The 18,670-nt window shown below is 66.9% G+C and carries 14 protein-coding genes; 2 read left to right on the forward strand and 12 right to left on the reverse strand.

Features of this window, described 5'->3' with window-relative positions:
* Positions 1-59 precede the first annotated feature (59 nt).
* From FHW97_RS16705 to FHW97_RS16720, 4 genes are all read right to left on the reverse strand, one after another.
* A complete protein-coding gene (locus FHW97_RS16705; protein WP_171799301.1) occupies positions 60-4,277 on the reverse strand; it encodes a translocation/assembly module TamB domain-containing protein in 4,218 nt (1,405 codons plus the stop codon).
* Positions 4,277-6,595, reverse strand: a complete 2,319-nt coding sequence (locus tag FHW97_RS16710) for an autotransporter assembly complex family protein (RefSeq protein ID WP_171799302.1) — start codon at positions 6,593-6,595, stop codon at positions 4,277-4,279. The genes FHW97_RS16705 and FHW97_RS16710 overlap by 1 nt, the downstream gene beginning before the upstream one ends.
* Complete coding sequence (locus FHW97_RS16715) at positions 6,540-7,421, reverse strand: arginyltransferase (protein WP_082350178.1); 882 nt, start codon at positions 7,419-7,421, stop codon at positions 6,540-6,542. The genes FHW97_RS16710 and FHW97_RS16715 overlap by 56 nt, the downstream gene beginning before the upstream one ends.
* Positions 7,422-7,634: 213 nt before the next feature.
* Positions 7,635-8,888: a threonine ammonia-lyase gene (locus tag FHW97_RS16720; protein WP_022677647.1), complete on the reverse strand. Its 1,254-nt coding sequence runs from the start codon at positions 8,886-8,888 to the stop codon at positions 7,635-7,637.
* A gap of 110 nt (positions 8,889-8,998) precedes the next feature.
* Here FHW97_RS16720 and FHW97_RS16725 point away from each other — a divergent pair, with 110 nt between their 5' ends.
* Positions 8,999-9,901 (forward strand): NAD(P)-dependent oxidoreductase, encoded by a 903-nt coding sequence (locus tag FHW97_RS16725; RefSeq protein WP_022677646.1) that lies wholly within the window; start codon positions 8,999-9,001, stop codon positions 9,899-9,901.
* The gene (locus FHW97_RS16730; RefSeq protein WP_171799303.1) at positions 9,898-11,652 is read left to right on the forward strand and encodes an amidohydrolase; all 1,755 of its coding nucleotides are present in this window, start codon (positions 9,898-9,900) and stop codon (positions 11,650-11,652) included. Before FHW97_RS16725 ends, FHW97_RS16730 begins: the two co-directional genes overlap by 4 nt.
* Before the next feature lie 198 nt (positions 11,653-11,850).
* Here FHW97_RS16730 and tatC read toward each other — a convergent pair whose 3' ends face one another.
* The 8 genes from tatC to argS form a co-directional block, all read right to left on the reverse strand.
* Positions 11,851-12,720, reverse strand: a complete 870-nt coding sequence (tatC, locus tag FHW97_RS16735) for a twin-arginine translocase subunit TatC (protein ID WP_168352809.1) — start codon at positions 12,718-12,720, stop codon at positions 11,851-11,853.
* Positions 12,717-13,187: a Sec-independent protein translocase protein TatB gene (tatB, locus tag FHW97_RS16740; RefSeq protein WP_022676854.1), complete on the reverse strand. Its 471-nt coding sequence runs from the start codon at positions 13,185-13,187 to the stop codon at positions 12,717-12,719. Before tatB ends, tatC begins: the two co-directional genes overlap by 4 nt.
* Positions 13,188-13,216: 29 nt before the next feature.
* Positions 13,217-13,489 (reverse strand): Sec-independent protein translocase subunit TatA, encoded by a 273-nt coding sequence (locus FHW97_RS16745; RefSeq protein WP_022676853.1) that lies wholly within the window; start codon positions 13,487-13,489, stop codon positions 13,217-13,219.
* A gap of 75 nt (positions 13,490-13,564) precedes the next feature.
* On the reverse strand, positions 13,565-14,179 hold the full coding sequence (gene scpB / locus FHW97_RS16750) for an SMC-Scp complex subunit ScpB (RefSeq protein WP_171799304.1): 615 nt from the start codon (positions 14,177-14,179) through the stop codon (positions 13,565-13,567).
* Positions 14,176-14,988: a ScpA family protein gene (locus tag FHW97_RS16755; RefSeq protein WP_171799305.1), complete on the reverse strand. Its 813-nt coding sequence runs from the start codon at positions 14,986-14,988 to the stop codon at positions 14,176-14,178. Before FHW97_RS16755 ends, scpB begins: the two co-directional genes overlap by 4 nt.
* Positions 14,989-14,994: 6 nt before the next feature.
* Entirely contained in the window at positions 14,995-16,011 is a 1,017-nt protein-coding gene (nagZ, locus tag FHW97_RS16760) for a beta-N-acetylhexosaminidase (RefSeq protein WP_171799306.1), read from the reverse strand.
* Positions 16,012-16,125: 114 nt separating this feature from the next.
* On the reverse strand, positions 16,126-16,845 hold the full coding sequence (locus FHW97_RS16765; protein ID WP_107717116.1) for an SPOR domain-containing protein: 720 nt from the start codon (positions 16,843-16,845) through the stop codon (positions 16,126-16,128).
* 5 nt (positions 16,846-16,850) lie between these two features.
* Positions 16,851-18,614, reverse strand: coding sequence for an arginine--tRNA ligase (gene argS, locus FHW97_RS16770; protein WP_171799307.1), 1,764 nt, complete (start codon positions 18,612-18,614; stop codon positions 16,851-16,853).
* Between the last annotated feature and the right edge of the window lie 56 nt (positions 18,615-18,670).

Here is an 18,670-nt window from a genome sequence, read left to right on the forward strand (position 1 = left end):
CTCCATTACCATGAAGCCGGTGGTCCGGCGCCCATATGTGCGGGCGCCGGACCTTCGACTCAATAGTCCTTGCTCGCTTTGACGCTGATCTGTTCGTCCCCGATCGTGGAGATCGTGGCGAGCAGGGCCAGCCAGCGGGTGATGCGGAATTCGATCGAGGTGGCGTTGTAGCCGCGTCCGTCGGTCACCAGTTCCAGATAGAACCGGCGGCCCAGGTACTTGCCCACCGCGATCGACGTGCCGCGCCCGGTGGTGGCATCAGCCCCCACGATGCGCAGGCGATCGAGCCCGATGGCGTTGCGCACCTTGTTGATCGGATCGCCGCCCCCGCCGCCGCGCAGGCTGGCCAGCGCCGAGGCCAGCTGCACCGCTTCCGGCGCGGAAATCTGGGTGATCGACGTGCCGAACAGCAAGCGGCTGAGCAATTCTTCCTCGGGCAGCGCCGGGGTTGAGCTGAACGCGATGGAGGTATGCGCCGCCGTGCCGGTGATGCTGATCGTGGCCGTCACCCCGTTGGCATCGCCGGTGGCGACGATGTCGAGCTGCGGATCGATCGGCGTGGAGCCGGTAAAGCGGATCTTGCCGCGCGTCAGGTCAAAGCGCTTGCCAGCAAATTCATAGGCCCCCCGGATCACTTCGGCGGTGCCGGTGATCTCGGGCGCAGCAGTGGTGCCGCGCAAGTGAATGTCGGCGCCCCATTCGCTGTCGAGGCCCATGCCGCGCACCGCCACGCGATTGGCGGCGACGGCATCGATCATGAACTGCCATGGCGCCGAAGGCACCTTGGCCGGGGCGGCATCGGCCGGGGCATTGATTTCGCGCGTCTTGATCGTCGGCAGATCGGCCGCCGCGCTGGCCTTGCCCAGCGCCCAGCTGGCCTGGTCAATCCGCACGCGCCCGGCAATGGTGCCACCGTTGCCGGTGCTGATCACCCGCAGCGGCCCGGTGACCGTGGCCGACATATCGTCGCGCCGGATCAACTGGGCGTTGTTGGCTGCCAGGCGCAGGTCGATGCCCACGCCCTTCGTGGCGATGGCCGAGAGGTCGATCGTGCCGCTGCCTTCCACCTTGCCGCCATTGCTGGTGGTGCCGGCAAAGTGCTGCAACGCCAAGTGCGAGGCATCGAAGCTGCCCGCAGCCTCGACATTCTGGATATCGGCCCCGATCAGCGAAGAGCGCACGCGCAAGCCCTTGGCCGCCAGCGCGCCGGACAGCACCGGGGCATCGATCGTGCCGGTGATGTTGGCAGTCGCGCCCAAGGGGCCGGTAAAGTCGAACGCTTCCACCCCTGCCAATCGCCACAGCGATTCGGCCGGTCCGCTATAACGCACCTGCGCATTGAGCTTCCCGCCGCGCAGGCGTTCGGCCAGCGTGCCGCCACGCGGCAGATCGGCGATCGCCGCCTGCAAGCGCCCGCGCACCGCGCCTTGGTCCTTGACCACGGCGCGCGTCTGCAATGACGCGGCATCGAGTTGGCCAATCAGATAGAGATCGACCGGTTGCGAGGTAAGCACCAGGCCCGAGCGCGAGAAGTTGCGCACCTGGATCGCCACGTGCCCTTGCGGGGCGCCGGTGCCATCGTCGCTATAATCGATCAGGCCCGATGCCAGGCCGCCCAGGCCAAGATCGGCCACGGCGATATCCAGCACGGACAGCGGCATCCGCGCGACCTTGAGGTCGATCTTGGTCGGCCCGCCCAGCACATGACCTTCGGCGATGACGATGCCGCGGCCAAAGGTGACCTGCGTGGGATTGAGCTTCCAGCCCTCGCCCTCGCGCTCCATCACCATGCGGCGCGGCATATCCACCGTGCGGCCGGCATAGTTGCCGGCAACATAGGCCACGATCTTGTCCGGTTCGAACGCGGCGGTGCCCTGCAGCGCGAACTGCGTGCCGCGGCGCCCGGCGATGGACGCGGTGACGCTGCCCGAGCCGTTGACCAGTGCGGCGCTGGCCGCCATCCGGCCGATGAACACCTTGCCCGCTGCAAGCCCCTGCGCCGTGACGTTGGCGGTCAGCGTGCTGTTGCCCTTGGCGAACAGGCCGTCCACGTCGATCTTGGCATTGCCGATGGCAAGCGGCGTGTCGCCACCAAACCTGGCGTTGCGCGCTAGGATCAGCGCCTTGACCATCTGCCCGCCATCCTGCGGCGCGAGATGGATCGTGCCGTCGAGCCCACCGCCCTTGAGCGCGAGATCACCGGTTACCCCATCGCTGCCCAGTGTGACGCCGCCGCTCACGTCGGTTTGCCACACGCGCAGGAACTGAATCTGCAACCGGGTTGGCCCGCCCTTGGGCGAGAACAGCCCCATCGAGCCGTTGAACGGCCCCAGGCGCGACTGGCCTTGCGCGGTAATGCCCAGGCCATCGGCAATCGGGCTGATGCCCACGCGCACGTCTTTGAGGCCAGCGGCCGGCAGCGGGCTGGCAAAGACCAGTTCCGCATGCGGACCATCCTTGGCCATGCGCGCGTCGACGGTGAATGGGCCGTAATCGGTGGAGCGGCCCTGGCCGACCACGCTGGCGGTGCCGTCCTGGCCCACCTGGCCATCCATGGTCAGGGTCAGCTTGGGCGCGTTGACCGCCACCTTGCGCAGCGTGAGCGGGATATTGCCGCCCATGCGCGCGCTGCCGGTAAAGCGCACGTCACCACCGGCGAGATTGGCCAGGGTGGCGTTGCTGAGGCGCGAGAGGCGCCCGGCGGCATTGGCCTGGATCGACCATGGCAGGTTGTCACCCACCTTGATCAAGACCTTCGCCGTGCCATCGAGCATGCCGACATCGGGCACGGCAAAGCCGCGCGCCACGATCGGCCCGGCCAGGGCATAGCCGCCGCGGGCGATATCGCCGCGCAGCGTCAGCCGCGCATCGAGGCCCTTGAGATGCAGCGCCAGCGGATCGGCCGAAAGCGCATTGCCGCGCAAGACCAGGCTGCCCTGCAGGCGCGCGCCCGACAGATGCTGATCGACCATGGCCTGGCCGCTGCGCAGAACCTGCGCCGTTACATCGAGCGGCAGGACCAGTGCCTTGCCATCCCAGCGCGCGGTGCCGGCGGTGCGCAGGCCCTGTGCAGTGATCTGGCCCGACCGCAGATTGCGGATCGTCAGGACGTGCTGGAACGAGAGATCGGTAAATGCGCCATCGAGCGTGCCGGTCAGCGCCACGCCATCCGCTTGCGGATTGGCCAGCAGCTTTTCCGGACGCAGGACTTGCGCCTTGACCGCGATCGCTTCGGCGCGATTGTTGGCCAGATCAAGGCCGCCCTGGGCCATCGCACGCAGCGTGGGGGTGACGGCAAAAGCCGTGCCCTGCGCATGGCTTTGCGCAAAGGTGCCCTGATAGAGCAGCGAAACCTTGCCACCGGCCGCAGCCGCTGCGCTGCCCTTGAGCAGGTCGGCCGGAAACAGCTGGCCAGCCAGGCGATAGATGCCGCTGCGATTGTCGAGCAGGAAGGCCGCCATGGTCTTGCCATTCTGCTGCGCCCAACCAAACCCGTGCCAATCGGCAAAGCTGCCGCGCCCGGCGACGCGCAGATGCACATCACGGCGAAAGCCGGAAAGCCCGGCCAGCAGGCCATCGCGCGGCGCATCATAGATGCCGCCCAGTTCGAAGCGATCACGATCGGGCTGGCTATCGAGATGCAGCACCAGGCGATCGCGCCCGCCGAGCTTGCCGGTCACATCGACCAGCGCGCGACCGTTGCGGATATCGGCGCGCGCCTGTACGTCGATGTGGCGGCGATCGCCGACGATGCCCTTGGCGATCGTCAGGTCATCCAGCGCAAAGCGATCGATGCGGATGTTGAAATCGGGCAGGATCGGAGCGTTGGGATCGCCCGGGTTCATCTTGGGCGTGCGCCACAAGGTGCCGTGGTGGAACACCAGCGTGCGGATATCGAGGCCGCTGTGCAGCCAAGACAGCGGGCGCCAGTCCAGCTCTACCTCGGGCACGGTCATGAAGCGGCCGTGGGGATCGCTGATCACCACATCGCGCAGGGTAGAGGCGCCGAACAGTGAGCCATCGATCCGCCCGATCTTGACGCGCAGGCCCGAGCCCGGCGTGACCTGGGCAATGCGATCGATGACGAAGCGATGCCCGATCGCTGAATCGAGGATCAGGAACAGCACGCCAAGGCCCGCTGCCAGAAGCAGCAGGCCCGTGGCCAGGCGCCGGGCCCAGCGGGCGGCAAAGCCGGGCTGGCGCGGCGTGGCGCGGGGCGGAACAGGGGCAGGCGCGGGTGCGCCGGCCGGGCCGGTATCTTCCGTTTCCTGCACCATCAGAAGGCTTGCCCCAGCGCGATATAGACCCCCAGGCGGCTGTCGCCCGGGCGCGGATTGATGGGCGTGCCCACGTCGATGCGGATCGGGCCGAAGTTGGTCTGATAGCGCAGGCCAAGCCCGGCGCCCAGGCGCATGCCCGACAGCGTGGGCGTGGCATTGGTGCCCACCGTGCCAGCATCAACGAACGGCACCAGGCCCACGGCCCCGCCGAACAGCCCGGTCTTGACCCGCGCTTCCAGCGAGAATTCAGTCAGCGAGCGGCCGCCGGTCGGCTCTCCGGTGGCATCGAGCGGCCCCACCCGCTGATAGGAATACCCACGCACCGACGCGCCGCCACCGGCATAGAACCGCCGCGACGGCGCGATATTGTCAACCTGCGTGCCGACGATGGCGCCGAGCCGGGTGCGTGCCGCCAGGATTACCCGGCTGCTGATGTGCTGGTACACGCTCGCATCGATCTGGGTTTTGACATAGCTGGACTTCGTGCCATCGGTGGTGGAAAGTTCCGGCGAAACGCGCAGCGACAGGCGCCAGCCCTTGGTGGGATCGAGCAGATTGTCGCTGGCATCATAGGCGCCGCGCAACGGCAACGCGGCGATGAAATAGGTGGTGCGCGGCGTGGTGCTGGTGGTTTCCTGCGTGCCGATCAGCTGGATGCCGAACGAATAGGTCCACGGCTTCTGGAAGATCAGCGTGGATTGCTTTTCCAGGCTGGCCGTGGCCGACAGCGTATTGGCGTCATAGGCGCGAACCTGGATCGTCTGGGCATAGAGATCGGCCGTGAGGACCTGGTCACGCTCGTGGAAATTGTTGCGGCGGAACGTGAAGCCGGCGAGCTGCTCCTGCGTGCCGAGCACGCCGCGGAAACGGATCATCCCTTCGGGCGGGAAGAAGTTGCGGTGTTCCCAGCTGCCTTCCAGCCGCGCGCCTTCCCCGCTGGAATAGCCGATCAGGCCCGCGAGCGTGCGCTGCGGCGCCTTGGTCAGGTCAACATCCACGTCCACCACGCCCGGCTGGCCATTGGTGGGCGGGGTCACTTCGCGGGCCTTGACCGTGGCGGTGGACACCAGGCTGGTGGCAAGGATGCCCTCGCGCAGATCGTCCATGTCGCTGCGCTGGTACATGTCGCCGGGGCGGAAGCGGGCGATGCGTTCCAGGTGGCGCGAGCTGAGATAGGCCGGCAGGTTGCTGTTGACGTGGCCAAAGCGATACTTGCCACCGGTGGTGACCGGCAGGTTGAGATCGCCGGTGCGCGGTTCGTGGTCGATCACCAGATCGGGTTCGCCCACGGTGGCAAAGGCATAGCCGCGCTCGCCCATTTCCTTGTTGAGGCTGTCCTTTTCCGTCAGAATCTTGTCGGAATTGATCGGATCGCCAACATTGAGGTGGAACGCCGCGCGCAGATCCTGCGCGTCGCTTGCGGCCTGGATATCGCCCAGCGCGATATGGGCAAAACGGTATTGCGGGCCGGGCTGGATATCGAACCGTACCACGGCCTTGGCCAGGCTCGCCTGGCGCCGCGCCCGCGCCTCTTCAGCGGTTTCCGCCTTGGCCGGGGCAGCACCCGCACCGGTTGTAGCGCCGGCCGTTCCAGCCGCTACGGGCGTAGTCGTCGGGCGCTCGATCGTCTGGATCACGTCGGGATCGTAATAGCCATAGACGCGCAGTATCTGTTGCAGCAGATCAGCGTCACTCTTGGCGCGCCGGGTCAACTGCGCCAGGTTGTCTTCATCGTCCTTGAGCGTGGCGAGCGCGGACAGCCCCTTGAAGCGGGCAACGATGGCATCGCGATCGGGCAGCGTGACATCAGGCGGGAACGCCAGCTCTACCTGGTTGGCCACATGCACCAGCGTTGCGTTGGCGATGCGCAGCCCTTGTGCCGAATCATCGGTTTCCAGCGCCACGCCGGCGGCCTTGGCCTGTTCCTGGGCATCGGCGATGTCGGGATCGGGGCTAAGCGGCTCAATCGCGGGGAGATCGGCCTTGTCCGGCCATTCCAGGGTGATGCCCGGCATGGGCAGCAGGGCCGGCAGCGGATCGGGGCTGATCAGCGTGGAAACATCCGGCACGGTGGTGTGCGCCGCATCGGTGTCGCGCGCCCATGCCTGCGGGTTGTCGATCGCCGAATCCGGGATCAACGCCTCGAGCGCGGGATCGGCGTTGCGCGACTGGCCCAGCGCCGGCAGCGGACCGAGCGTTGCACCCAGGCCCAGCCCAAGCGTGGCCAGAGCCCGCGCCAGGCCTGACAGGCAGAAGATGTCAGAGCGGAGGGAAACCTTCGGCCAAGCCAGTGCCGACCACCCTTGCCGCGCCATGCCCCACCGGCTGGGACGCCAGTTCAGGCTTGGCCGGCATGGCATTGCCGCCATCGCTGCGGCCAAGACGGTCAATCGCGTCGGCCTGGGCATCGGGCTCAAAGGCGTGCCAGCCATCCCGGCCCAATCGCTCCATCGGGCGATAGCGAACCTTGTACTGCATCCGGGCCGATCCCTCGACCCAATAGCCGAGGTAGACGTAGGGCAGGCCGATCCTCTGTGCGTGGAGGATGTGATCGAGAATGATGAAGTTTCCAAGCCCGCCGCGCGTTTCGTGATGTGGATCGTAAAAACTGTAGACCATCGAGAGCCCATCACCCTGCTGATCGGTCAGGCAGGCCCCCACCAGTTTGCCCGGGCTGCCATCGGCAGTGGGCTCCCTGTATTCAATCACATAACTTTTCACCGACGTATGTTCCACCATGTCCGCGAAATCGATTTCGTCCATGGTCGCCATGCCGCCACCCGGATGACGGGCAGCGAGGTAACGCCGCAAGAGGTCGAATTGTTCCGCAGTGGACCACGGTTTGCATGCGGTGACAACCAGATCGCCGTTGCGGCGCAGATCGCGGCGTTGCGTGGCCGAAGGGCGGAACGCGCCAGCCACCACCCGCACCGAAACGCACGCGGTGCATTCAATGCATGAAGGACGATAGGCCACGGTCTGGCTGCGACGAAAACCGATCCGGCTCAACGCGTCGTTGAGTTCTTCGGCGCCCGGCCCCTTCAGCTCGGTAAACACCTTCCGCTCCTGCCGATCGGGCAGATAGGGGCAAGGCGCCGGGCTGGTGACGAAAAAGCGGGGAAAACGGACAGGCGCAGTCACAGCCAGAGCAGTTCCTTGTCGCTGGCCGGCCCATCCGGCGCGCGTCGTGCCCATCACCGTGCCCCGGCATGGCCCTGGGTTAAAGCATGTTAACCACGAAATCCGTTCCGCCGACAAGCCTGCCCGGTCATTTCGGAGTGTATTTCCATGCCGCCGCGCGATCCCGTGCCATGGCAGGACACCCTGCCCGGCACGGGTTAACGGATCAGCGCGTCACGCCAGTTCCACCTGGGTCACGTCATAGCCACGGTTGCGCAGCGCGCGCACTAGGAGATCGATCTGCTCGCGGTTGCGCGCTTCGCACTCGATCTCGGCGGTGAGGCCCTTGGCCGGCAGCGAGGTGAAGATGCGCTGGTGCCACACCTCCAGGATGTTGACCTGGTGGCGGTTGAACTCTTCCACCACGCTGTAGAGCGCGCCAGGACGATCCTGCAGCACGATGCGCAGGCGCCCGAGCCGGCCCGAGCGGGCGAGATCGCGCAGCAGCACGTTGGCCAGCAGACGCGTATCGATATTGCCGCCGGTCAGCACGATGCCCACCTTGCGCCCTTCGAACATGGCGCGGTTGGCAATCACGGCGGCCAGGCCAGCAGCGCCCGCCCCTTCGACCACGGTCTTTTCGATCTGCAGCAGCAGCGCCACGGCGGATTCGAGCGCGGCTTCATCGACCAGCACGATATCGTCCACCAGCGTCGCCAGCACGGCCGAGGTGAACGCCCCCGGTTCCTTGACCGCGATGCCTTCGGCCAGCGTGTCTCCGCCGCACGGCAGGCTCTGGTGCTTCAGCTTGTCATACATCGAGGGGAACAGCTTTGCCTGCACGCCGACCAAGCCGATCCCCGGCTTCATCGCGCGCGCAGCGGTGCCCATGCCGGTAAGCAGCCCGCCCCCGCCGATCGGCACGGCCAGCATGTCGATCTCCGGAACGTCGGTGAGCATTTCCAGCGCCACGGTGCCCTGCCCGGCCGCGACGGCCGGATCATCGAACGGATGCACGAACGTGAGCCCGCGCTCCGCCTCAAGCAGGCGAGCATGGGCGTAGGCTTCGTCGAACGTTTCCCCTTCGAGCACGACGTTGCCGCCCACGCTTTCGGTCTGCATGATCTTCACCGCCGGCGTGGTGCGCGGCATCACGATCGTGACCGGCACGCCGAGCCGCGTGCCGTGATACGACAGGCCCTGGGCATGGTTGCCGGCAGAGGCCGCGATCACCCCGCGCGAACGCTGTTCTTCGGTCAGCAGGAGAAGGGCATTGAGCGCGCCGCGTTCCTTGTAGGCGGCGGTGAATTGCAGGTTTTCGAACTTAAGATAGATTTCTGCGCCGGTGATCCGGCTCAGCGTCTGGCTATGCAGCGTGGGGGTGCGCACCACCTTGCCCATAATTCGCCCGGCCGCCGCGTGAACGTCGGCAAGGGACAGCAGGGCATGCGCCGGCTGTTGGGCGAGCTTGTGGACAAGGTTTTCCATAGTGAGCCACCCCCTAATGCAAAGGGGGCAGCAAAGAAACCGTTTCCGCATCCAGCGATCAGCCCCAAGGGAGGGCTGGCGCGGGTGCACAAAGCGGCTAAACAGCGGGCATGACCGAACCACTCACCATCGCATGCATCGGCCTTGGCACCATGGGCGGGCCGATCGCCCGCCATCTGAGCCAGGCCGGCCACCGCCTGACCATCTTCAACCGCAGCGATGCCCGGCGCGAGGCCTGGATGGCCGCCAATCCGGGCCTGGCCACGCGCATTGCCGCCAGCCCGGCCGAAGCGGCCGAAGGCGCCGATGCGGTGATCACCTGCGTGGGCAACGATGATGACCTGGCTGATGTGGTGCTCAGCCCGCAGGGAGCCTTTGCCACGCTGCGCCCCGGCGCCGTGCTGATCGATCATACCACGGTTTCGGCGCGCATAGCCCGGCAGATTGCCGTGGAAGGTCGCGACAAGGAAATCCTGTGTGTGGATGCGCCGGTTACCGGCGGCCAATCCGGCGCGGAAAGCGGCACCCTGTCGATCATGTGCGGCGGCAGCGACAAGGCGATCGCAGCAGCCCGGCCGATCCTGTCGGCCTATGCCAAGCGCGTGGTCCACGTGGGCAAATCGGGTGCGGGGCAGACCACCAAGATGGTCAACCAGATGTGCCTCGCCGCCACGATCGCCGGCCTTTCCGAAGCCATGCGCTTTGCCCAGGCCGCGCATCTCGATCTTGCCAAGGTGTTCGAGGCGATTTCCGGCGGCGCGGCGCAATCGTGGCAGATGGACAACCGCTGGGACACCATGGCAGCCGATTCCTTTGATTTCGGCTTTGCCGTCGACTGGATGCGCAAGGACCTGGGCCTGGCGATCGAGGAAGCGCGCGGCCTGGGCGCCAGCGTGCCGACCACCGCCCTGATCGACCAGTTCTATGCCGAAGTGCAGGCCCTGGGCGCCGGCCGCCAGGATACCAGCGCGCTGATTCGCCGCCTGCCCCTGCGTGGCCAGAAGCCGGCATGATCAGCCTGCGTCCGGCGGCCCGCCCCGCCCTCATCGCCGCCCTGCTTGCCGCCGCAGCCCTGCCGGTTGCCGGGCATGCCGCGCAGGCACCCTCGACCGATACGCTGGTGGACAATGTCCATGGCGAAACGATCGGCGCCGATGGCCAGCCCGAACAGGTCATCGGCCTGTTGTTCGATCGCTCTGGCGTGATCCGCCAGGTCTTTCACCCTGGCGACAAGCTGCCCAAGAAGGGCTTTGGCTATCACATCGATGGCCAGGGCCAGGTGATCCTGCCCGGCCTGATCGACGCGCACGTCCACGTGATGGAGCTGGGCCTCGCCGCCCTGACGCTCGATCTGTCGTCAACGCGCACGCTGGCCGAGGCGCTCGATGCGATCCGCGCCTATGCCGCGCAGCATCCCGATCGCACCTGGATCACTGGTCGCGGCTGGAATCAGGAGCAATGGGGCCTGAAAGACAGCAGCGGGCACAGCCGCTATCCCACCGCGGCCGAACTCGATTCGGTGGTAGGCGATCGCCCGGTCTGGCTTGAGCGCGTCGATGGTCACGCCGGCTGGGCCAACAATGCCGCGCTCAAGGCCGCGGGGATCACCACCGCCACCAAAGCGCCCGATGGAGGCGCGATCGATCGCCGGCCCGATGGCACGCCCGCCGGTGTGCTGGTCGATGCGGCGATGGGTCTGTTGACGCCGCGCCTGCCCGCGCCGCGTGCAGCCGATCGCGATGCCGCGCTGGCCAAGGCGCAGTCGATCCTGTTCCAGCGCGGCGTGACCGCCGTGGCCGACATGGGCACCAGCATCGAAGACTGGCAGGCCTTCCGCCGCGCCGGTGACAAGAACCAGCTCTATGTGCGGATCATGGCCTATGCCATGGGCACCGAGCAGATGGCCCTGATCGCCGGGGGTGAGCCGACACCATGGCTCTATGCCGACAGGCTGCGTATGGGCGGGGTAAAGCTGTTCATGGATGGCGCGCTGGGCTCGCGCGGGGCCTGGCTCAAGGCGCCCTATGCCGATGCGCCCAACACGCGCGGGTTGCCGCGCATGACCGATACCCAGTTGGGTAACCTGATGAGCCGGGCGGCGATGGACGGGTTCCAGGTGGCGGTCCATGCCATCGGCGACGGGGCCAATGCCGCCGTGCTGTCCAGCATCGAGGATCTTTCCGCCACCTATAAAGGCGATCGCCGCTGGCGGGTGGAACATGCCCAGATCGTCGATCCGGCCGATATCGCCCGCTTTGGCCGCAACGGCGTGATCGCGTCGATGCAGCCGGTGCACGAAACCTCCGATCGCGTGATGGCCGAAGCGCGCCTTGGGCCGCAGCGGCTGGCCGGGGCCTATGCCTGGCAATCGATCGCCAAGGCAGGCGCCCGGCTCGCGTTCGGTTCGGATGCGCCGGTGGAAGCGCCCGATCCCTTTGCCGGGATCGCGGCTGCAATCAGCCGCGAGGGCCCGGATGGCCAACCGGCCGGTGGCTGGCAGCCGCAGGAAAAGGTCTCACCCGTGCAGGCGCTGGCCGCCTATACCACCGGTGGCGCCTATGCCGGCTTTGCCGAAGGTCGGTTTGGCCGCCTGGCACCGGGCCTGCGCGCCGATTTCATCCTAGTCGATACCGATCCGCTGACCGCCACGGCCGATGCCATCCGCCACACCCGCGTGCGCGAAACCTGGGTGGGTGGCGGCAAAGCGTGGCCGGATGATGCCGAAAACGGGGCGGCCAAAAAGGATGGAAACCAAAAAGGCTGAGAGCCGTTAGATGGCGCGACGCGGAAGGCGCCGGGTTCCCCCCTCATCCCGGCGCTGCGTTGCCAAGCCTTGATGGTGTTCTCCCCTCGCACCCGGGCACGGCCATGCGGGCAGCGGAAAAATCCCGCCGCGCATGCAATTTCCCTCAAGACTGCGCAGGCGGTGGGGGCCAGTGATGGCCCCCACCGCATAGCCATGTCAGGGCAGCAATTGCGTAGGATTGCCGCTGGCCTGCTGGGCCGCAGCGGCCGCATCAGCCGCCGCTTGGGCCGCTTCTGCCGCGGCTTCTTCGGCGGCCAGGCGGGCCTTTTCCTCGGCATCGGCCTTTTCGACAAAGCGCATAACGATCAGCGTGCCTTCGAACAGGATCAGCAACGGGATCGCCAGCATCAGCTGCGACACCACGTCAGGCGGGGTGATCAGCGCAGCCAGCGCCACGATGCCGACAATCACATAACGCCGCGCCTTGACCAGCGCATCGCGGCTGACGATGCCCGCGCGGTTGAGCAGCATCAGCAGCACCGGCAGCAGGAACGACACGCCGAACGCCAGGATGAACTGCATCACCAGCGCGAGATATTCCTCGATCCCCGGCAATGCTTCTAGTTGCAGGCCGCCTTTGTTGCCCTGGAACCCGACGAACCATTTGAACGCCGTGGGCATGACCACGAAATAGGCCAAACTGGCGCCCATCCCGAACAGGATCGGCGTGGCGATCAGGAACGGCAGGAATGCGCGCTTTTCCCGGGCATAGAGCCCGGGCGCGACAAACGCCCACAGCTGGTTGGCGACCACCGGGAAGCTGAGCAGGAAACCGGAAAACAGCGCCACTTTCAGGTTCACGAAGAACGCCGAATAGAGCTTGGTATAGATCAGCCGCCCATGCCCAGCCGGAAATGCCAGGCTGAGCGGGTGGACCAGGATCGCCAGGATGGCGTCGACAAAGTAATAGCTGATCGCCGAGGTCAGCGCCAAGGCATAGACACAGCGCAACAGGCGGGTGCGCAACTCGATCAAGTGATCGAGCAGCGGGGCCTGGGTTTCATCGATATCGCGTATCTGGATCACGGTTGGCCAGGCTCGGTGTGGGGGTGAACGGCAGGCGCCACTGCCGCATGGCCTTCATCGGCCGGCTGCGGACCGCGCGGACGCTCGCCCCTGCTTTCCACCGGCAGCAACTTTTCAGGCGGCGGCGGAAGCGGCGCGGGATCGGTCGGCGCATGGGGCGCAAGCACCGGATCGACCGGATGAGCCGGCGCTTCGGCGGTGGCGGCGTGGGGCGTTTCCGCCGCGCTCGCAGCCGCGCTTTGCGCCATGATCTGCGCGTTCTGCTCCTGCCACTTCTTTTCCATGTCAGCCAGTTCCGCCTCGCGGATCATGGTTTCGATACCGGCGCGAAAGTGGTTGGAAACACGGCGCATCTTGCCGATCCAACGGCCGGCGGTGCGCAGTGCGAGCGGCAGATCCTTGGGCCCGATCACCACGATCGCCACGATGACGACCAGCAGCAATTCGGACGGCGCAATATCGAACATCGATGGTCAGCCCTGCGTTATCGGGCCGATCAGGCCTGCGGCCCCTGCGGATGATCGCCCGGCTGCTGGACCGGAGCGGGGTGAACCGGCGCTTGCGGCGCAACGGGGGGAACCGGCGGGGTCTGCTGGATCTGGGCCGGCGGCGGCGTGACCGGAGGATTGGCTTCCTCGTTCATGCCCTGCTTGAAGCTTTTGATACCCTTGCCGAAATCGCCCATCATTTCAGAAATGCGGCCACGCCCGAACAAAATCAGCACGACCAGCGCCAGAATGATCAGGTGCGGTAGAGAAAGGCCACCCATTTCAAATTCTCCTTTGCCTGCCCAGATAGGGGATGTTCCCGCACTTCGCCAGCGGGCAAAGCCGATTCTTGTCGTTTAGTCCGCCTCGCCCTGTTCGTCTGGCGCGTCGGCATCCTCTGGCCCGGCCTCCTCCCGGTTGCCGGTGAGCACGGCATAGGCTTCGTCCACCGGATCGAGCAGCCCGGCGGCGCGCAACTCGCCAATGCCGGGCAGGTCTGCCCGGCTGGAAAGGCCGAAATGGCTGAGGAACTGCGGCGTGGTGGCATAGATGGTGGGCCGGCCTGGCACTTCACGCCGCCCAGCCATGCGCACCCAGCCCGCTTCCATTAGCACATCGAGCGTACCCTTGGCGGTCTGCACGCCGCGGATCGCCTCGATCTCGGCGCGGCTGACCGGCTCGTGATAGGCGATGATCGCCAGGGCCTCGGTCGCCGCGCGCGACAGGCGGCGCACTTCTTCCTTTTCCCGCCGCAACAGGTGCGCCAGATCGGGCGCGGTCTGGAAATGCCAGCGCCCGCCGCGCTCCACCAGATGCACCCCGCGCGGGGCATAGTGCTCTGCCAGCAGGGCCAGCGCCGCGCGCACGTCTGCCCCGCCCAGATGGCGCGAAATCTCATCAGCACGCAGGGGTTCCTGCGCGGCAAACAGCGTGGCTTCCACCGCGCGTACCAGATCGTCGGGCGCGCTCATGGCCTGGCGCCCTGCAGCGGCCGGATCAACAGCGGGCCAAAGCATTCGTTCTGCACCAGTTCCACCCGCCCTTGCTTGGCCAGTTCCAGCGCCGCCAGAAAACTCGACGCCAGGGCCGATCGCGCCAATTGCCGATCGGCCGCGCCGTTGATCGCCATGGGAGGCAGAAAGGCGCGCAGATCGCGCCATTCCAGGCTGGTGCCAAGCAAGGCGGAAATGCGCGCCAGGGCTGCGTCCAGCGTCATCACCGGCCGCTCGCGCACCATGTGCACCACCGGCCGGTTGCGGTGCTGGATCTGGCCATAGGCCTGGATCAGGCCAAACAGATCAGCCTGCCACAGCGACCGGCGGGCCAGGGTAATCCCTTCGGGTGCGCCGCGCGTGAACACGTCGCGCCCCAGCCGATCGCGCGCCATCAGCCGGGCGCCAGCCTCGCGCATGGCGCCCAGCCGCTGCAGGCGCAGTTGCAGACGCAGCGCCATTTCTTCCGGGCTGGGCTGCATGTCCGGATCGCGCGGCAGCAGCAGCAGCGATTTGAGATAGGCCAGCCAGGCGGCCATCACCAGGTAATCGGCGGCCAGTTCCAGCTTCAGCGCCTCGGCCCGGTCAATATAGCCAAGGTATTGATCGACCAGCTCGAGGATGGAAATCCGCCGCAGATCAACTTTTTGCCGCCGCGCCAGATCGAGCAGCAGATCGAGTGGGCCTTCCCAGCCATCGAGATCGAGATAGAGCGCGTCGCCGGTCGCCACAGCCGGAGGCAGCCCGTCCCACAGCGCGTCGTCCTGCGGCTCTGCCCCCTCGGCCATGCCGGATCAGGCCAGGGCCAGCAGCGTGTCGCGCCGGGCGAAAAGCTCTGCCTGCAAGGCCACGTCGCGCGGCACGGCCACCGGTGCCGTGGGCGCCAAGGCGCGGTCCAGCCGCGCGGCGGTCTGCGCGCTCATCGGCGCCAGCGCCTGTGCAATGCCGATCATGTCGGGCATCCTGGCCCAGCAGTTGAGCGCGATATCGCACCCGGCGGCCTGCGCGCGCGCCGCGCGTTCCGGCACGGTGCCCTCAAGCGCTGCCATGTCGAGATCGTCGGTTAGCAGCAGCCCGTCAAAGCCGATGCGACGGCGGATCACCTCGGCAATGATGAAAGGAGACAGCGTGGCCGGCAAATCGGCATCCCAGGCGGTGAAGCGGATGTGCCCGGTCATGCCGATGGCGGCGCCAGACAGGGCCTGGAACGGGGCGAGATCGGCGGCCAGTTCGTCTTCCCCGGCAGTGACCGTGGGCAGTTCCTTGTGGCTGTCGGCCATGGCGCGGCCGTGGCCGGGCATGTGCTTGATCACGCCCATCACCCCGGCGCGCGCCAGGCCATCAAGCGTGGCGCGGCCCAGCGCGGCCACGCGCTGCGGTTCCTTGCCCAGGGCGCGATCACCGATCACGTCGTGCGCGCCGGGCTGGCGCACATCGAGCAGCGGCAGGCAATCCACGCTGATGCCGGCTTCGGCCAGATCGATGCCCAAGGCTTGCGCATTGGCGCGCGCCGCCTCGATCGCGCTCGCGGGCGCCACGTCATAGAGCCGGTCGAACGCCTCGCCAGCGGGATAGGGAGCCCAGACCGGCGGCTTCATCCGCGCGACGCGGCCACCTTCCTGGTCGATCGAGATCAGCAGCCGGTCGCGCCCGTGCAGGTCACGCAGCGAATCGGTCAACTCTCGCAGCTGTTCGCGCGATTCGACATTGCGGCCGAACAGGATGTAGCCGGCAGGATCGGCGTCCTGGAAAAAGGCGCGCTCGTCGGCGGTGAGAACGGGGCCGGAAAGGCCGAAAATGGCTGGAAGCATCGGGGAAGCTTTCCCGCAATTCGGTGCCTTTGACAAGCCACGCAGGCCTTGCCGCCCCATCCGCATTTCCGCATTCCCCGGATGAAGCCATCCGGGGTCAGGCTGTCAGGCAGATCAGTGCTTGACCTGGCACTTCACCCCTTCGCCCTGCAGCGTGTTGCACAGCGAATTGGCAGCGCTCGCGTCGCCGGGCACGGCCTGAAGGCGATAGACCGTGCCGATATCGGCCTTGCCGGCGATGATGCGATGGCTGACGCCCTTGAGGCTTTCATGCGCGACGACCAGCTTGTTCCACCCGGCTTCGGCCAGGGCCTGGCTCGAAAACGCGCCAACCTGCACGCCCACGCCGCTGACCGGCGCAGCGGCGGGCGCGGCCTTTTCAGCGGGCTTGTCTGCCGGCTTGGCCGTGGCGGATGGGCTGGCCGCGGGCGCCGGCGCGTCCTTGGCAGCAAGGGCCGCAGTCGGGCGTTCGCCTTCGCTGACCTTGAAGCTGGAATCGCCAGTGCCCTGGAACGTCTTGCCGCCCGGATCCTTGGGCGCAACCTTGTAGGGTTCCTTGCTCGCCTCGATCAAGCTGCCATCGGCAGCGGCCGGGGCGGCGTTGCGGTGCGTGGCCCAGTAGATCGCCCCGACGATCGCGGCGAGCAGGATCAGCGCCAGCACGCCAAAGCCGATCAGGCGCCCGTTGTCGGGGCCTTCCTCTTCCAGATCGACATCGTCGGCGCTTTCCAGCCAGGGCAGGCGTTCTTCGCTGCCCAGGTCCAGCGCCTGCGCGCCGGTGCCCTGGCCATGTTCGCCCAATGCGGCGTTGTCGTGCTGATCCCCGTTCACCATTGCCTTCAAAGCTCCTGCGCGGCCTCAACCCCCAAGATGGCCAGCCCGTTCTTCAATACCTGCCCGATTTGCGCGGCCAGGAAAAGGCGCGCCTCGGTCAGGGCTTGATCCTGTGCCACAATGAAGCGCTTTTCAGGCTTGTCGTTGCCCACGTTCCAATAGGCGTGGAACGCGGCAGCCAGGTCATAGAGGAAAAACGCGATGCGGTGCGGCTCGCGCGCAACTGCGGCGCCTTCCACCATGCGCGGGAACTGCGCGGCCTGCTTGACCACGGCGAGTTCTTCCTGGCCCAGCAGCGCGAGATGGGCAGCGCTGGGCGCCCAGCCCAGTTCGGCGCCCTTGCGCAGCGTGGAGGAAATCCGGGCATGGGCATATTGCACATAGAACACCGGATTGTCCTTCGACGCTTCCACCACCTTGGCAAAGTCGAAGTCCATCTGCGCGTCGGGCTTGCGGGTCAGCATGGTGAAACGCACCACGTCCTTGCCCACTTCCTCGACCACGTCGGCCAGCGTCACGAAATTGCCCGCGCGCTTCGACATCTTGACCGGCTGGCCATCGCGCAGCAGCTGCACCATCTGCACCAGCTTGACTTCGAACGGCTTGGGCTTGGCGCCCTCTGCCCCGGTCAGCGCGGCGACGGCGGCCTTGATCCGCTTGACCGTGCCGGCATGGTCTGCACCCCAGATATCCACCAGCGCGTCGGCGGTTTCCGCCTTCTGGAAGTGGTAGGCCAGGTCGGCGCCGAAATAGGTCCAGCTGCCGTCAGACTTCTTGATCGGGCGATCCTGGTCATCGCCAAACCGCGTGGAGCGGAACAGCGGCAGCTCGACCGGTTCCCAGTCTTCGGGCGTCTTGCCCTTGGGCGCTTCGAGATGGCCGTCATAGACCAGATCGTGCGCGCGCAGCCAGGCTTCGGCCGCCTCGGGCTTGCCGGCGGCCTGCAGTTCCGCCTCGGACGAGAAGAGATCGTGGACGATGCCGAGCTTGGCGAGGTCTTCCTTGATCATCACCAGCATCGCGGCCACCGCCTTTTGGCGGAACAGCACCAGCCATTCGCTTTCGGGCGCGGTGACATAGCGATCACCAAATTCGGCCGCGAGGGCCTGGCCCAGCGGGATCAGGTATTCACCCGGATAGAGGCCTTCGGGAATGCCGCCAACGTCTTCGCCCAGCGCCTCGCGATAGCGCACGTGCGCCGAGCGGGCGAGCACATCGACCTGCGCGCCGGCATCGTTGACGTAATATTCCTTGATCACCTTATGCCCGGCAAATTCGAGCAGGGCCGCGAGGGCATCGCCCACCACCGCGCCGCGGCAATGGCCCATGTGCATCGGCCCGGTGGGATTGGCCGAGACATATTCGACGTTCACCGTGCTGCCACCGCCCAGGGTAGAGCGGCCATAGCTGTTTGCGGCCTGGCCGATCAGGGCCAGCTCGTCGGTCCACGCGGCATCGGACAGGCGCAGGTTGATGAAGCCCGGACCGGCGATCTCGGCGCTGACGACACGCGGATGGGCGGCCAGTTCGTCTACCAGGAGCGCGGCCAGCGCGCGCGGGTTGGTGCCGGCGGGCTTGGCCAGGACCATCGCCGCATTGGTGGCCAGATCGCCATGCGCGGCATCGCGCGGCGGCTCGCACGTGACGGCGCCGCGCGGCAGGCCGGCGGGCAGCGCGCCCTTGGCGACAAGGGCATCGAGCGCGGCATCGATCACGCCGGCATAGGCAGCGAACAGCGTCTGGGCGGCAACGGGGCTATCGGTCGTCATGGCACGGGCCGATAGCGAATTTGTGGGGCGTTGGAAACCCGAGCGGCGCGGGCATG

This window comes from Novosphingobium sp. SG754 (assembly GCF_013149315.1).
GTDB classification, from domain to species: domain Bacteria; phylum Pseudomonadota; class Alphaproteobacteria; order Sphingomonadales; family Sphingomonadaceae; genus Novosphingobium; species Novosphingobium capsulatum.

Bases quoted from the DNA above. Each gene is read 5' to 3' on its own strand.
- FHW97_RS16710 (WP_171799302.1), bottom strand. From the start codon at position 6,595: ATGGCGCGGCAAGGGTGGTCGGCACTGGCTTGGCCGAAGGTTTCCCTC.
- argS (WP_171799307.1), bottom strand. From the start codon at position 18,614: ATGACGACCGATAGCCCCGTTGCCGCCCAGACGCTGTTCGCTGCCTAT.
- FHW97_RS16725 (WP_022677646.1), top strand. From the start codon at position 8,999: ATGACCGAACCACTCACCATCGCATGCATCGGCCTTGGCACCATGGGC.
- FHW97_RS16765 (WP_107717116.1), bottom strand. From the start codon at position 16,845: ATGGTGAACGGGGATCAGCACGACAACGCCGCATTGGGCGAACATGGC.
- FHW97_RS16705 (WP_171799301.1), bottom strand. From the start codon at position 4,277: ATGGTGCAGGAAACGGAAGATACCGGCCCGGCCGGCGCACCCGCGCCT.
- FHW97_RS16755 (WP_171799305.1), bottom strand. From the start codon at position 14,988: ATGGCCGAGGGGGCAGAGCCGCAGGACGACGCGCTGTGGGACGGGCTG.
- nagZ (WP_171799306.1), bottom strand. From the start codon at position 16,011: ATGCTTCCAGCCATTTTCGGCCTTTCCGGCCCCGTTCTCACCGCCGAC.
- FHW97_RS16720 (WP_022677647.1), bottom strand. From the start codon at position 8,888: ATGGAAAACCTTGTCCACAAGCTCGCCCAACAGCCGGCGCATGCCCTG.
- scpB (WP_171799304.1), bottom strand. From the start codon at position 14,179: ATGAGCGCGCCCGACGATCTGGTACGCGCGGTGGAAGCCACGCTGTTT.
- FHW97_RS16745 (WP_022676853.1), bottom strand. From the start codon at position 13,489: ATGGGTGGCCTTTCTCTACCGCACCTGATCATTCTGGCGCTGGTCGTG.
- FHW97_RS16730 (WP_171799303.1), top strand. From the start codon at position 9,898: ATGATCAGCCTGCGTCCGGCGGCCCGCCCCGCCCTCATCGCCGCCCTG.
- tatB (WP_022676854.1), bottom strand. From the start codon at position 13,187: ATGTTCGATATTGCGCCGTCCGAATTGCTGCTGGTCGTCATCGTGGCG.